This is a genomic window from Corynebacterium sp. HMSC074A09 (genome assembly GCF_001811545.1).
Taxonomy (GTDB): domain Bacteria; phylum Actinomycetota; class Actinomycetes; order Mycobacteriales; family Mycobacteriaceae; genus Corynebacterium; species Corynebacterium hiratae.
The window spans coordinates 1-14799 of sequence record NZ_KV805177.1 but is presented as its reverse complement, the minus strand read 5'-3'; the positions used below and the strand labels follow the sequence as shown (position 1 = coordinate 14799).

Annotated in this window: 11 protein-coding genes; 10 read left to right on the top strand and 1 reads right to left on the bottom strand. The window is 51.0% G+C overall.

Features of this window, described 5'->3' with window-relative positions; genetic code table 11:
- Position 1 precedes the first annotated feature (1 nt).
- From HMPREF2807_RS12975 to HMPREF2807_RS12930, 10 genes are all read left to right on the top strand, one after another.
- The gene (locus HMPREF2807_RS12975; RefSeq protein WP_070513531.1) at positions 2-934 is read left to right on the top strand and encodes an ABC transporter permease; all 933 of its coding nucleotides are present in this window, start codon (positions 2-4) and stop codon (positions 932-934) included.
- Complete coding sequence (locus HMPREF2807_RS12970) at positions 918-1871, top strand: ABC transporter ATP-binding protein (protein ID WP_083306730.1); 954 nt, start codon at positions 918-920, stop codon at positions 1869-1871. The genes HMPREF2807_RS12975 and HMPREF2807_RS12970 overlap by 17 nt, the downstream gene beginning before the upstream one ends.
- Positions 1872-1943: 72 nt before the next feature.
- Positions 1944-2873, top strand: a complete 930-nt coding sequence (locus tag HMPREF2807_RS12965; protein ID WP_070513528.1) for a hypothetical protein — start codon at positions 1944-1946, stop codon at positions 2871-2873.
- Between the two features lies 1 nt (position 2874).
- Complete coding sequence (locus HMPREF2807_RS12960) at positions 2875-5049, top strand: glycosyltransferase (RefSeq protein WP_070513524.1); 2175 nt, start codon at positions 2875-2877, stop codon at positions 5047-5049.
- Positions 5050-5459: 410 nt separating this feature from the next.
- Positions 5460-6719 carry a hypothetical protein gene (locus tag HMPREF2807_RS13935; RefSeq protein WP_158010546.1) on the top strand — a complete coding sequence of 420 codons (1260 nt, stop codon included), beginning with the start codon at positions 5460-5462 and terminating at the stop codon, positions 6717-6719.
- A 165-nt stretch (positions 6720-6884) separates the two neighbouring features.
- Entirely contained in the window at positions 6885-8696 is a 1812-nt protein-coding gene (locus tag HMPREF2807_RS12950; protein ID WP_070513519.1) for a heparinase II/III domain-containing protein, read from the top strand.
- A gap of 170 nt (positions 8697-8866) precedes the next feature.
- The gene (locus HMPREF2807_RS12945) at positions 8867-10753 is read left to right on the top strand and encodes a glycosyltransferase (RefSeq protein WP_070513516.1); all 1887 of its coding nucleotides are present in this window, start codon (positions 8867-8869) and stop codon (positions 10751-10753) included.
- A gap of 16 nt (positions 10754-10769) precedes the next feature.
- Positions 10770-11756, top strand: coding sequence for a glycosyltransferase family 4 protein (locus HMPREF2807_RS12940; RefSeq protein ID WP_070513514.1), 987 nt, complete (start codon positions 10770-10772; stop codon positions 11754-11756).
- A 180-nt stretch (positions 11757-11936) separates the two neighbouring features.
- A complete protein-coding gene (locus HMPREF2807_RS12935; protein WP_070513511.1) occupies positions 11937-12818 on the top strand; it encodes a hypothetical protein in 882 nt (293 codons plus the stop codon).
- Between the two features lie 450 nt (positions 12819-13268).
- Positions 13269-14168, top strand: a complete 900-nt coding sequence (locus tag HMPREF2807_RS12930) for a UTP--glucose-1-phosphate uridylyltransferase (RefSeq protein WP_070513508.1) — start codon at positions 13269-13271, stop codon at positions 14166-14168.
- Between the two features lie 457 nt (positions 14169-14625).
- Here the strand turns inward: HMPREF2807_RS12930 and HMPREF2807_RS12925 are convergent.
- Positions 14626-14799: transposase (locus HMPREF2807_RS12925; RefSeq protein WP_167595614.1), on the bottom strand; the 174-nt coding region annotated here is incomplete at its 5' end.

Below are 14799 nucleotides of genomic sequence, written 5' to 3'. Positions count from 1 at the left end.
ATTGGCACGCCACAAATGGCGCGGTTCCAAGACTTCACAGCGAGGAGTCGAAGAGCTCAATGCCCAGGTAGCGCGACATGAAGGCCGCGTACAAATAGTCAACCCTGAAGGTCTCCATCCGCTGGCTACTCGCCCGACCCTTGGAGAGTACATTTCGCAGTTGGCAGCCCGCCGGCATTTTATCGCCGCAGATGCACGCGCCAAGGCGCTGCGCACAACACGGGATTATCGTCTTTGGCAATTGTGGCTGGTGCTCAACCCACTATTCGATGTCGCACTCTATGGTTTTCTCTTCGGACTTCTCCTCAAGACCTCTCGTGGTATCGAGAACTTTATCGGTTTTCTTTTTATCGGAATCATCTTTATCGGGATGATAACGGGCCTCATGAATTCAGGAATTAGCCTAATGCAGTCCTCGCGCTCAATGATTCGCGCGTTCCAATTCCCGAGGGCGTCAATTCCTTTCTCGACCACATTGCGTTCACTAATAGATAATATATTGCCAGCGTGCGTGGCGCTCATAGCGGCTTTTCTTTTTCAATGGGGAACATGGCCATCGTGGACTGTAGTTTTTGTGATACCACTATTCCTTCTAATCCATGTTTTCGGCTGCGGACTAATGATGATTACAGCGAGGCTCACTGCCCAGATCCCAGAGGCAAAGACGATTCTTGGACTTGTGACTCGAGGTCTTTTCTTCTTATCTGGTGTGATGTTTTCCGTGGATCGATTTGCAGAGCATTCAGCGGTTCATCAGATAATGTCGGCTAACCCCTGCTACATCTTTCTTACAGCTGTCCGAGACTGCTCTATATACCGCACCGCGCCGAGCCTTGCGACGTGGGGAGAGCTCTTAGCGTGGAGCGTAGGTGCCTTTGTGATTGGTTTTATCTTCTTTTGGAGAGCGGAGGACAAGTATGTTCGACTCGTCTAAGTTGCCAGCAGAACCCGGAAAGTATCTCCAAGCGAAGAGAAAAGTAGAGAAGATACAGGGGCCGGAAACCTCAACATCGTTTGAGGAAACTGAAGCTGAGCCTGATATCAACTATGTCGAGCGGGCAAATGTCATTGTTGACAACGTGTCTAAGCGATACGTCATTAGCCAGGGGCGTTCCTCAGATGCCAGTATGACTCGGGTAGGACGTGGGAAGACAGTAGTTGACGCGATAGTCAATGCCTCTCTGATCGCTTTGCCAGGCGAGTCGATCGGAATTATTGGGCTAAACGGTTCTGGTAAGTCGACACTCCTTAGCATGATTGCGGGTGGTATTGCTCCGACTGCAGGGCGCATTTTGACTCGTTCACAACCTACACTTATGGGAGTCTCGCCAGCCCTCCAACCAGATCTGTCGGGAGAACACAACATTTATCTTGGATGCCTTGCTCTGGGTATGAGCCGATCGGATGCTAAGGCTCAGATCAATGAGATAGCGCAGTGGACGGAGCTCGGTGACGCCATCAAACGCCCGATGAAAACGTACTCGTCAGGCATGTCGGCTCGCTTATCTTTTGCCATATCTACTGCGGTGCGGCCGGATATCCTCATGATTGATGAAGCGCTTTCCACGGGTGACGCCGCTTTTGGGGCCAAAGCCAGCGGTCGAATGCAGGAGCTCTTGGAACGTGCCGGCAATCTGTTTCTTGTTTCACATGCGATTAAAGAAATAGAAAAGAATTGTGTCCGCACGATCTGGATCTCGGAGGGGCGAATTATCGCTGATGGTCCGACTGATATCGTGGCACCACAATATCATGAGTGGGCTCGGCTCATGGGTAGGGAGGACAAAGGTCCTGCGGCTCAATATCTTGCCGAAATCAAGAAAGAATACAGCGATCCGATGATTATTTTGGATCTACCCGTAGATGGGTAGCGGGGCGTTGTCCACAGTAACTGAAATTGAAACTGTAGCAAGAAAGAACTCTATCCAAGAGGAACAGTATCGATGAAGATTGATTCCTTTCAGCGGGGCAGATCCCTGACCATTATCGCTGCTATGGCGGCGTCGTTCTTAATAGCGAGCATCGCTGTTGGCGGCAGTCTTGTCGGGCGAGCTCTTTCGGTAGGGGCTATCGCAATGGGGGTTGTATTTCTAGCGGCCTTTATCTCTTCGCAAAAGAAGGCCGAGGGTATTTCAAAAGATGCACGGCGCCGTGCTGTAGAGATTGAAGAAAAGCTCTCCAGGCTGGAAGCTCACTTCGAGGATCAAACGCGAGAAAGGGAGACAGCTTCTCTCCGAGAGCTCAGTGGCGCTATGAACCCTGGAACTGGGGAAGACGCATTAAATAGCCCTAGTATCTTTGCACCAAACACTATCCCCGCCACGAGAATACTCGCACGCCCCACAGCACACTCTGCAGGTCGGCTTGCTGCTGAGCAAGTAATGGAACGAGATGGCTTTGTAGCGCTCAGCGCGATGATGACCGCTGAGGCCGAATTGTGGACTCGGGAAATCAGTCTTATTGGATCTGTTGATTTGGAAGCCGCTCTCAGTGAGGCTGGACGAGTTCACCGGCTTGCGGGACCTCACCTATTGGGAAGCGAAAACCAGGGGACGAGTTACCTCATCATTGATGAGCAAGAATTCTGGAAGGGCTCTTGGGAAGGTTTGTTATCAGCACAAAAAACTGGACTCTATCTAAAGCTTATCGAGCACATTGCTGATGCCCAGAACCAAGGGGTAGTCGTGGTAGTTCGCGCAAGTAATTTGACGAGCCATTTCACAAATGACTTGCGGGACCGGGCTAACGTCGTACTTAATGCCTCGTCGCCTAATTGGGGATGGTCGGAAGATTTAAAAACACCAGTACTTGCGGCATTGAACAATATAGATGCGGTCCCAGCACGCCAGAGCATTGCAAAGGGAGAAAACTAAGATGAGCGCCGTAGTAGTTTATGGGGATACGAACGCCAACATTATCGATGGTTCCTCAATATGGCTGATGTCGGTGTGTGAAGTACTTTCAGGTGTCTTCGACGAGGTCCACTTGCTGCTAAAAGCGGTTCCTGAAAACGATACACTCCTTCAAGCGATCCGTCCCATCACGAATATTGAGGTGCATGCCCCTTCGGTCGAGGCCGAGGGTGGGGTGCTGGACGCAGAATCCGCAGCAGAACTCGCCCAAGAACTAGTGGCGAAAACCAGCGCTGAAGCTGTTGTTGTACGAGGATTGGAGGCCGCATTTGAATTCACGTCAAACGAGAAGCTTAGTCCGATTGTTTGGGCATACGTCACAGATCTTCCCTTCCCTCCTTCTAAGCTTTCTGACACAAATCTGAATCGACTACATCATATTGCTGCGCACTCTAAGAGAGTATTCGCGCAAACCGAAGCGGCCCGCTCCTACTGGGAAGGCCTCGTCCCACAGGCAGCTGGCAAAGTAGTTCTCATTCCACCGATGATTCCTCGGTATGCGTATGGGAAGGTCGAAGAAAAAGGCGAACGAAGCCAACAAGAATTGCAGCTCATTTACGCAGGAAAACTTGCCAAGGAATGGCGAACCTTAGAAATGCTGGAGCTCCCACGTGCGCTCCGTAAACGTGGTGTGAGCGCGACGCTTGAAGTGGTGGGAGCGAAGTTCAATAGAGCTCGGAACGACCCTACATGGGTGAACAGGATGAGAACAGCCCTAGAAGAAGCTGACCGGGATTCATCGAGCGGCGTCTCTTGGCTTGGGGGACTACCTCGTCACGAGTCAGTTTCTAGGATCAAGAGGGCAGACATCGGTCTTGGCTGGCGTTCTAGAGAGCTTGATTCTAGTTTGGAATTATCGACTAAAGCACTTGAATACGCGTCGGCAGGAACAGTTCCGGTTGTCAATTTCACTGAGGACCACAAATCCCTCTTTGGCGCCACCTACCCTTTTTTTGTAAGTGCAGAGGCCACGGTAGAGGAGATTGCGGACACGATCATCGCGGGATTGCCAAAGGTTAAAAAGTCCCGAGCAGATGTGCGTTCAGTGGCAGAGTACTTTTCTATGGAAAACGCGCAAAAGCGATTGAGCGAGTCGTTCAAGCGTGCTGGGCTGTTGAGTCATAGAAGCCGCACCAGATCTGCGGAGCCCCTTCGGTTGGTCGTTGCCTCTCATGATCTAAAGTTCATGGGTGAACTCATGGATTATTTGGAAACTAGTCCTGAGTTTGAGGTTCGCATCGACAAATGGGCGACCCTCCACCAGCACGATGAATCAGAAAGCGAAAACCTCGCCGCGTGGGCAGACGTTGTTTTTTGTGAATGGGCTGGGCCGTCTCTTGCCTGGTACTCTCAGCACCTGCCTCAGGGCGTGGCACTCGTGTCACGTTTGCACCGATTTGAGCTCAATGGCCCTTGGATGAACAAGGTTAAATGGGAGAGAGTTAACCGTCTTGTCTTTGTCTCTGAATGGGTAAGAAATCAGGCAATTCAAAAATTTAATCTTGCTGATGAATCCACGTTAGTTATTCCTAATGTTGTTGACGCCCACGATTTCAATCGTCCTAAAAGCGAAAATGCGCAATTTACGCTCGGCCTAGTTGGAATGGTTCCGTTTCTCAAGCGCCCCGACCGCGCATTAGACTTATTAGAGCAGCTACTCGAAGTTGATGATCGCTACATTCTAAGGATTAAGGGTCGTATGCCCTGGGAATACCCTCATGTGTGGTCCGATCCTATCGAAAAACAGCTCTACCTTGATTTTTTCGAGCGGATAGCTATGGACAGAGCGTTAAAGGAACACGTCGTGTTTGATGGCTTCAGCGCAGATGTTGCATCGTGGTTCCGGAGTATCGGATTCATTCTTTCTTCGAGTGAATTTGAGAGTTTTCACCTCGCCCCTGCTGAGGGGATGGCTAGTGGTGCTGTCCCAGCCTTTTGGGAACGGGAAGGAGTGCGTGAGGTGTTTGGTCGATACGCAGACCAGGCAAGTTTAAGTGAAAATACGACGCGTATTTTAGAGCTGCGAGATGCTTCTGACTTCGAAGCAGCGAGCAAGCTTTCACGGGATTTTGCTCAACAATGGGATGTTTCTGCGATTCTTCCCCAGTGGCACACTCTTTTCAGTGATTTTTCCTAAGGTGGCGAAAACGCCTGCGGGTTTTGGCGCCGTGGGGCGTAGTCGAAAGCGACCAAGTTGAACCTGACAACTATCGAAGAATCAAGCATTTGGGTGGTGCAGCATCGGGAAGACCATTACACCGAAGAAGAGCGTGAGTCATGTAGATAGGGATTTAGATCGGAGCCCTGTGTACTTTTCTTTGGCCGGAGGGTTTGCAATGCAATTCTCGTCCGCTCCAATCCTTCTCTACATGTTTTCAAGTACTAGGATTCTTTATGTCTCATCTATTTTGTATAAAGGATCTTTCGATGCGCCGACCACCTCGTACCGGTAAAGTCCTAGTGGCTTTAGCCCTTATCGCTTCACTTAGTACCGCACCGCTTACTACACCAGCATCCGCCCAGGCCCAGCAGTTTCCTGCTCCCAAAATGACTGTTCTGCCTCAATTCAACGAGGAACAGTTCCGCCAAGCCATCACTGCACTCGTGTCGCTTGCCGTCGGTATCGGTGGTTTGGCGCTCCTTGCAGGCGTCCTTCCAGGCATCGGTTCTTCCCAGGGGTCTACGCCTACTCCCACGCCGACGGCAAAGCCAACCCCTTCCGCCCAGCCAAGTACAACCGCAACTCCGACGACCAGCGCTGAGCCCGGTACCACCTCAGCCAAGCCGACTACGAGCGCTCCCGCGGCGCCGACGACGTCCGTGGAACCTTCCCCCGGCTATGCACAACACGTTGCCGATATCAAGGATCGACTCTCTAGTAGCGAAAACAAGGCACCACTCTGGGCGTGGGCAGCTCCGCGTGGTCCACAGCTCAATCTGCCTACCCATGAGGGTAGTGGCCAGGCCACACATCCCTCCGTCCTTTACTTTGAAAATGGTTGGCACGGTTGGAAGTACTGGATGGCCATGACCCCGTATCCGGGCAGTGATGAAGGTGAAGAGGACCCCAACGTCGTCGTCTCCAACGACGGCTGGACCTGGCAGGCTCCCAAAGGGCTCAAAAACCCCATCGATGATCAAGAGGGTAAGCCCAATCCGCACAACTCCGATACCCAGCTCGTCATGGCTCCAAGCGGTGAAATGTACCTAACGTGGCGCATGGTGGATCGGCCTAACGGCAAGACCAACCGCATTTACCTAGTCAAGTCCATTGATGGCGTGCATTGGTCTGAAAAGGAAGAAATCTGGTCTGGTGAACCACAGTTTATGTCGCAGGCCCTTATTTGGACCGGTGAAAATTGGCGTCTATACGGCATTGAAAACCGCGCCGGTGTGCCTAACCGAATCATCTTTTACGAAAGCAGTGATCTCAAGGCGTGGTCCGCGCCTCGGTACCCCTCTGTTGATCCATACCTTCAGTCTAATGAGCGCTGGTGGCACATCGATTTGCAACGATACGACGGCGAATATTTTGGCCTGGTCCACATCATTCCGAGCAACACAGTACAGAAAGGTAACCTGTACCTGATGCGTTCGAAGGACGGCATCAACTGGAAGCGCTCAGACACCCCGATCATCTCCCATGAGGAATCCGGCTACCCCAACCTCTACAAGTCTGCGCTCGTCCCGCATGGCAGCGGCGATAACCTGTATTTCGAGTTGTATTACTCGGGCTTTAGCAGCAGTTCTCGCCCCGACTGGCGGATAAACCGCACCGTAGCGGAACGTGTGTCAACGGAGCCATAGCCCGAAGAAGTTTACGGACAGGTCCTGCTTGGCCATGTGTTAGCTGAGTTGGTTACTGCGTGGGTATTGTGCCACTTACCTCCGGCAATTAGGTGCGTATTGCGGGTATAGGACGTTAAGAACAGCGTCGTTTAGTGCTAGTCGATTCTTTTGAAAGGAGCATCTATGTCTCTTTATTCTGCCCCGAACCGTGGGCGGCACATCTTGATTTCTGGGGGGTTGGGCCGTCTCAATTCCATGTCTCAGGTATTGAGCGGCAAGCTAGTAATACATTCTTATGAACCTGTTGTTTTTGATCCGGAAGAACCTTTCTGGCAGCAAATCGAGGCCAAGAAGCTACATCCTACGGTGCGCTTTTACTTGCATTCCCTGAACTGGATCGACTTTATTGTAGACCGCGCTGTGGAGCGGCCAAGATCTGATTGGAGTGAGCAGATTGTTAGCTCTATACAGTTTGTGAGGACCACAGCCCAACGCTGGTGGGAAATGAATGGTGTTACTCCCAACTGGCAAAAAGATGAATACGTCTGGGGAGGGCACGCAGTCGCTATTAGGGCTGCTTCGTTAAGTGTACTTAGCGAGGTTTTCCCTGATGACAAATGGTTGCATGAAGCTCTTGAATATCATGGGCGGTGGCTCGTTGAGCATTTTGACGGCTATTGGAATCACGGTCTCTCACAGGCCTTGGCCCTGCTTGCGGTAGGGGGAAGGTTGAGCGAAAACCCAATGCTCGCTATCGGCGCGGAGCGAGCAGTGGCCTGCCTCGAAGTGATGGTTGATGACGAAGGAGCTATCAACGAACAAGCGCCAGAGTATGCCAGTTACATTGAGCGGCTGCGCCAAACTACCGTTGAGGCCTTGGAACGGCTCGGAGCGCCGGGAGTAGATGAGCTCCGGTTGAAGCAGAAGATATTAGAAGAATTCATGGCACACTCCATTACTCCCGGTGGCACCTATGTGGAGATTGGAGACTCCATGCCGCGGCGCCCAGAATTCGTGCGTGGGGGCGCATTGGAGTTTGTCTACTCTAATGGAGCAGTTGGAACCGAGATCCCGCGGGCCAAGGTGTACAAAGCTGGGTACGTGTTTGGGCGCTCAGGATTTGGGCAGCTCCGACCCAAGGAGTTGGAGAGCTACTACTGCTTGAGGTTTGGGCCAGCACGGCAAATTCACGGTCATTTTGACCATCTTTCTCTTACGTACTGGGACCGTGGTCGAAACATTATTGTGGATGCTGGACACCCAGGATATGCGCGCGGCCCAATGCGTGATTACGCTCGAAGCAGGCAAGCACACAATGTGCTGACGGTGCGGAATAGAGAGCATGACGTTGATGCAGCGTCGGATTTGGTGGATTCTCAGACTGGCGAGAATTGGTCAGCATATGATCTCGAAGATACAGGGTGGACAGGGCTCACGTGGAAGAGAAGTGCTTGCTTCATGGATTGTGGCCCCTTTGCTGTAGCAGATCACATGAGCCCCACAGAGTCCGTGGAGTATGCGGAACAACGATGGAATGTGGCTCCAGAATTTGAGTACGTGGGATCCCAGTATGAGTCCGTTCGTTTCCGTTCCGTTGTGGATGGAACGCAACTGGTGTTTATTCGTTATGGCATCGAAGGTGAAAACTTCTTTGCTTCCACTGATGTGAACCTAGCTCGTGGAGATCGTGAGCAGCTTCGGGGAATAGTTTTTCGTAACGAACACGCTACGGACACGTGGACAGTGGGGTTTGGTCGTGCGACAAAAGACTTTGGTCTGCTGACGGCGGTTATCGTTGCAGGAGCAGAAGAAAAAATTGGCTATACTTTCAAAGGCAATGGTCCTGGAAAACGCACTCTTCGCATCGTACGTGGGAGGCAGACATTCTTGTTTGATTACGATGTCGAGACGCGGCGGGTTCGGGCGCTCTCCGCGCCGATTGACCGTGGGTATGCAGATGGTGGGCTGAGCCCCAAGTGTAGAAACGTGTGTTAACGCGAGGGCGGACTTCAGTCCGCAACATCGCTCCAGCAACGAGGCGAATCGCCGCAAATGAACAAAGCTAAAGCTAGCCTAATCGCGGCGATCCTATAGCCAGGTAAGTTATCATGGCTGTAAACAATTCTCGTTTGTAAAACCTAGAATCGGAAAGTCAGAGAAGAAAAATGGCAGTCCAAGAGATTGATGTTTTGAAGCGTCCATTGGATGGCGTCAGCCTACGCGAAAATGTTTCACCAGGGCAAAAGATCTCGTTATTCATCGAGACTGTTTCCGAAGACGATCGCTCAAGACTCGCACTTATCGCATTCAAATTCTTGGATTCTGACGGAGAACCGATTGAGGACTTTGAGTGGAACCGAATCTCTGAAGCTGTAGGATTCTATTCCTACCTTTCGCCTTCCATTAATGGGAAGCCCGTTCAGGACCGGCTGGACTTTATCGTTCCACCTAAAGCAGTTGCCTTCGAAGCTGTGGGGAAGCAGTGGAGAAAGGGGAAGAACGGGACCCAAACAATGCTTTTAGGCGATTTACTTTTCCAAACTACTTCAGACGGTGTGGCTGCCTTCCGATACCCTTCAGGTAAGCCAGCTACGCTTTCGTCAAGTGAGTTTATTCAGCGTATCGCTGTGGATTCGTCAGCACGAGAAGTGACACTGTCGGCTACATATATCCCAAGCAAGGAGCTGAAGAATATTGCTCCGCTTAGTGTGCGTTTCATGGACAGAAATGGTAGCGAGCTTTTGGGGACAACAGACTTGCCGCAAAACCCGAGGTTTGGGTCTTTCATAGGACTGACCGCTGGCGAATCCATCGAAACAGAATTTGAACGCACGATCGAGGTCCCCAAGGGGGCGGCGACTCTCGAAATTGCGGGTGTTGAATGGGGAAAGTCTCGTGCAGCTATCGTAGGCCCCTTTGAAACCAGTGCGGCACAAGATCGGTCCTTTAGCATTCAAGATTTCATTAGGCAGTTGGGCCCCGAAACTCCTTTGATGATTATTGACACAACTGCTCCGCCATTGGGACACGAGACCTTGTCGCTGCGTCCAAATAATCTAGCCGCAGCGTATAGCCGTTTAGGAATCGGAGTTGTGTTTATCCCGTTTGGGTCGTTGCAGGAGTATCCAGCAAAGGTGAGCGATAGGCTAGCGCAGATTCCACGCACTGATTTTGATCAATTGTTGGAGGTTGCTATTGCGGAAAGAACGCCCCAAAACAGCACTTTTATTTGCTCGTCTTTCCCAAGTATTCAAAGTGTGACAGCGGTTCAACGGCTCAAGACAGCTGGATGGAACACGGTCTATGAGTGCCGCGACGATATGGAGGAGTTTAATCGGGTAGGCTATTCCAAATGGTATGACCCGCAGCTCGAGCGTCAAATGCTCCGGATGGTAGATACAGTTGTTAGCGTTAGCGCCGCTCTCGATGAGAAACTGGTTTCGTTATACCCCACCCTAGAACGCCATTTTATTATCCCGAATGCTGTCAACAAGCATGTCATCGACACAACTCGTGAACTTCGTTCAACTGAAGTAACCGCGCAGCGAAATGCCTCGAGGAAAGTCGGTTATGTCGGCCATTTGACCGAAAGCTGGTTTGATTGGCCGTTAGTGGTGGAAGCAGCTAAAAGGCTGCCAGATGTCACGTTCCAAATTGTGGGGCACGGAATGCCCAATGGGATCAGGCTACCGAAAAACGTTGAGTTTCTGGGTGCGATGAATCATGACGAGCTTCGACCATTGGTTAAGACTTGGAAGGTTGGCCTTATTCCTTTCGCGGACATTCCGCTCACGAGGTCTGTAGATCCGAATAAGATTTATGAGTATTTTGCATGGGGGCTTCGTTGCGTTACCGCCCCCATGGGCATGGTTCATGAGTATCCTTCGACTTGGGTCTATCGAGGAGTCGACGAGTTTATTCATTGCATTGAGAGCGCCTTGTACTCTGAATTGACCTATGGCGAGATCGAAACGCTTACTCACTTCCTCGAAAGTGCATCCTGGGATGACAGAGCTCGCGAAATGCTCGAAGTCATGAAGCTCGAAAACTAAGTGCTAGGAGAAACTGATGCGTAAGTTGATTATTTACCCAAATTGTTCAAAGGGTGGCGTTTCCTCCGTGATTCGCGGTAGGGCTGCGGATGAGCCAGACACTCATTTTGACGTTATCTTCTTAAAAGACCGCGGTGGACTACAGACTTTTGCCGATGTACCTAACGTCGAAGTTCGGATTATCCGCGAGGATCGAGCGAACCCTTATCTCACTTACCTTATTAACCGTGTGGAGTACGATTCGGTTCATGTTTTGAGCTCTCCTAAGATTGCAAATGCTTTGGTGGAGAACCCAGATGCTGTAGTGATTTACGAGTTCCACTCGTCTAGCATGCCTGTGGTGGAGCAAGAGATTAGTATTCTCGACATCGATAAGATGAGTGAAATAGTGGTTCCGTCAGACGCTATGAGAATACAGATTGGGGAGAGGCTGCCGCGCCGCATACTCAGTCGACTGTCGGTAGTTCCTAACTTGGTCGACAAACGTGTTTTTAGGACTGACGGTGCCGGGGACTTTTTCGATAGGGACCAAAACTTCACTACGCGGAATCGTCGTCCCCTTGTTTGGGTCGGGCGCTTTGATAAAAACAAGGGCTATCAATACGCATTGCGTGCATTAGCCCAGCTACCGGAAGAATACATCGGTGTATTTATCGTAAGTTTGGAACACGAGCCAGCACGAACTGCGAGCTTCTTGTCTGAATGCGATGCCATGGGGATCAGAGACAGAATTCAGCTCTACATGAACCTCTCTCAGCCTGAGATGGCCAAACTATATCGATCAGCACGCGATCGCGGTGGCGTTTATGTATCGACCTCCCTGATGGAGTCTTTTGGTTACGCCATTGCAGAATCGATGGCATGCGGCCTGCCGTGCGTTTCCTTTGAGCTTCCTATCTTGGATCTACACCAAGGCTGGGGCTTGCTCCAATCAGTTCCAATTGGTGACGTCAAAGCTTTGGTCGACACCCTTGCTGATCTAGAAACGGCTGACCCAGCTTGAGCTTTTTAGATCTCGTCCTTCGGAGTCTTATCGATCGTAGTGACGGCAAGACTGCTAGAGATTGGAACGCCTTGAGCCATTTTAGAAGCATATTCGTCATGGGCTGGATGCGTCCGTAATGTCTTCTATGATTGGGTTTAAATCTAGCCACAAGTACGGACAAATCTGAGAGGAGATTTAATGCCCCGTACAGTTATATTGATTAGATGTGTTGAGTTTGACCAACGGGTTTCTGAAATGGTCGATTCATTTAAAGTATATTTGCCCGGCTGGACGGTCATAGCGGTTCCAGACATGTTAGGGAAAAGCGACGGTGGGGTAAAATCTGCTTTAGGTGATTATCCAATAATCACACTTCCAATTACGGATGAGTTCGTGCGCTCTAATGGACTTCATTATGCGCCTAATGTTAATAAAACGGGATGGTTATGTGGAGACTATGTTCTCTACCGAGCCCTTGAAAAGGAATGGGACTACGCGTGGGTAGTTGAGCCGGATGTCTTTTTCCTAAACGGGGCAGAAAAGTACCTTAAGCGTTTGCAATTGCTTGAACATGACCTTTTAGCAACTCAGGTATGGCCTACTGGTCGAAACTGGATGTGGGGTAAAGCGCTAGATGATGTTATTCCTGGCCTGACGCTGGGTGCCATGTCATTTCCGCTTCTACGATGCAGCCGAGAACTCGCGCTAGAGGCGCTTGAGCTGCGACGACGGGTGGCTGAGAATTCTATGGATGCGGCTTTGCTTCCAAATGATGAAGTTATTGTCGCTACAGCCGCACGCAACAGTGGTAAAAGTTCACTCAACATTATGACTCTCTATGAAGAAGAGTTCCAACATTTCGGGACCGAAGTGAAGCGGAATGTTGATGATTTACAACGTTCTTACTCGGAGCCTTTGATTGTACATTCTGGACGGGGCAAAGATGAGTTTATGGAATTCTTGAGTTTCTATTGGCATGGCACGCTCGATGGTAACAAGGCGCGGAAGAGGCAGTTTCTTTCAGCTCTGGCTACTTGTAATATCGAAACCGTAGTTGAATTCTTAGAAGATAATGTATAGCTGGTTGAATTGGGGCCCGTTATGATTTTAGAATTTTTTAGTTATGGCGGGATAGGAGAGTGATTGAGGCTTGGGTTGAATTCCGCCGCCGGTTTTAAATTGGATGGTTATCGTACTGAAGATGATTAAAGCCATTCAATGCTCTGTTGATAGAGTTCGAGTGGTAGGCCGGTGGAGCGCATCTTTAGAGGCCTAAAACTGCGCGTGTACCTCGGACGTGGGGATGCTATCGAAAAGGCTGGTTAGCGCCAATTATTGCCTGGAGGATATGGGCGCGCGAGCCTTTGTGCTTAGCTTTGTTGAGGAACTGCTATCAAGGCGTTCACAGCCTGCGTCCTGTATAGGTCGCAAAGGATGATCTATTGTTAATAGCGGTCTCTACCTGCGTATGAAGATGGCGACAGCAATCAATAGCCTCGTATGATGATTTCAAGTGGTGAAAGGGCTTAGATGATGAGATTGCGTACCGTCGTGGTCCCCGCAGCGGGTATGGGGACGCGCTTCCTGCCTGCTACGAAGACTGTCCCGAAGGAGTTGCTTCCAGTCGTGGACACTCCTGGCATTGAGATGATTGCCGAGGAGGCCGCGGGTGCTGGGGCAACGAGGTTGGCGATTGTTACCTCTCCTAACAAGGACGAGGTTATGCGGCACTTTGATGAGTTTCCTGAACTTGTGGAGATTCTGCGTGCACGCGGCAAGGACGAGCAGGCGGCGAAGGTGGAGCGTGCCGCGCAGATCATCCAACCAGTAGCGGTTGTGCAGGACAAGCCATTGGGCTTGGGCCATGCAGTTGGCTTGGCGGAGACCGTGCTAGATGACGATGAAGACTACTTTGCTGTCATGCTTCCCGATGACGTCATTGAGCCCACCGCCGCCATGAGTGAGATGATTCGTGTGCGCCAGGAGCATGGCGGTTCAGTGCTGTTGGCTGTGGAAGTGGAACCCGAGGATGTCTCGAATTACGGTGTGTTCGACATCCAGGACACCGGTGAGGATGGAGTGAAGAAGGTCGTCGGGATGGTAGAAAAGCCCGCGGCAGAGGATGCGCCGTCGAACCTCGTCGCAACTGGCCGCTACCTGCTTGACCGCGCTATTTTTGATGCTTTGCGTCGCATCACTCCGGGCAAAGGCGGGGAGCTTCAGTTGACCGACGCCATCGACTTGCTCATCTCCGAGGGGCATCCAGTCCACGTTGTTGTGCACGACGGTATTCGCCACGACTTGGGAAACCCGGCAGGTTTTATCCCTGCCAGTGTGGAGTTTGGTCTGCGCCACCCGAAGTACGGGCCGGCGCTATTCCGGGATATTGAGGCAATTATGGAGAAATACCGCGGTCACTATGCGAATTAGGTAGTGGGATTAGATTGATAAAGCCAACCATTTCAAAACCTGACAACACTAATGCGCTTATTGCTCAGATTCAGGGTTTGGATGAGGAAGACCGTCGCCGTTACGTCGACTACTTAGGACGGGAGATTGCCAATTGGTCCGAGGATCTTAACCGCCGTCTAGCTTGACTACTTTCCCCGACGAAGAGAAAGCTTATCGTCGGGAAATAGCCTTGTGGGGTCCCTCCACAAGTTCTTGACTCCAAGCAGTTTTAGACTCAACTAATTCAAGCGCACTAGATGTGCGTTATCGTCCTTTCTAAAATTCACGGGCATCAGGCTGCCTATGGTGGTGGGCAAAAGGAAGCGTCGTCAAGCACCCTGTTCCTGCGTTGGAAGTACTTGCGTACTCGCAGTATCTGGGTGTCCAGCGGCAGAATACTGCGATGGCCAAAAACGATTAAGTGGCCCTTCCGGTTTTAGAGTGCGTTGATTTTGTCCTGTAGTTGTCCGGAGTGGATTAGGCATCGCAAGATGTAGTGGTTGAGGTTTTTAAATCCTAGGGCGATGCCGCGTAAGTGTTCGAGTCTGCCGTTGATCGCCTCGACGGGGCCGTTGGACGCACCGATATCAAAGTAGGCAAGCACATCTTT

Coding starts and splice junctions, on each gene's coding strand:
- HMPREF2807_RS12970 (WP_083306730.1), top strand. CDS start 918: ATGTTCGACTCGTCTAAGTTGCCAGCAGAACCCGGAAAGTATCTCCAA.
- HMPREF2807_RS12965 (WP_070513528.1), top strand. CDS start 1,944: ATGAAGATTGATTCCTTTCAGCGGGGCAGATCCCTGACCATTATCGCT.
- HMPREF2807_RS12960 (WP_070513524.1), top strand. CDS start 2,875: ATGAGCGCCGTAGTAGTTTATGGGGATACGAACGCCAACATTATCGAT.
- HMPREF2807_RS13935 (WP_158010546.1), top strand. CDS start 5,460: ATGACTGTTCTGCCTCAATTCAACGAGGAACAGTTCCGCCAAGCCATC.
- HMPREF2807_RS12950 (WP_070513519.1), top strand. CDS start 6,885: ATGTCTCTTTATTCTGCCCCGAACCGTGGGCGGCACATCTTGATTTCT.
- HMPREF2807_RS12945 (WP_070513516.1), top strand. CDS start 8,867: ATGGCAGTCCAAGAGATTGATGTTTTGAAGCGTCCATTGGATGGCGTC.
- HMPREF2807_RS12940 (WP_070513514.1), top strand. CDS start 10,770: ATGCGTAAGTTGATTATTTACCCAAATTGTTCAAAGGGTGGCGTTTCC.
- HMPREF2807_RS12935 (WP_070513511.1), top strand. CDS start 11,937: ATGCCCCGTACAGTTATATTGATTAGATGTGTTGAGTTTGACCAACGG.
- HMPREF2807_RS12930 (WP_070513508.1), top strand. CDS start 13,269: ATGATGAGATTGCGTACCGTCGTGGTCCCCGCAGCGGGTATGGGGACG.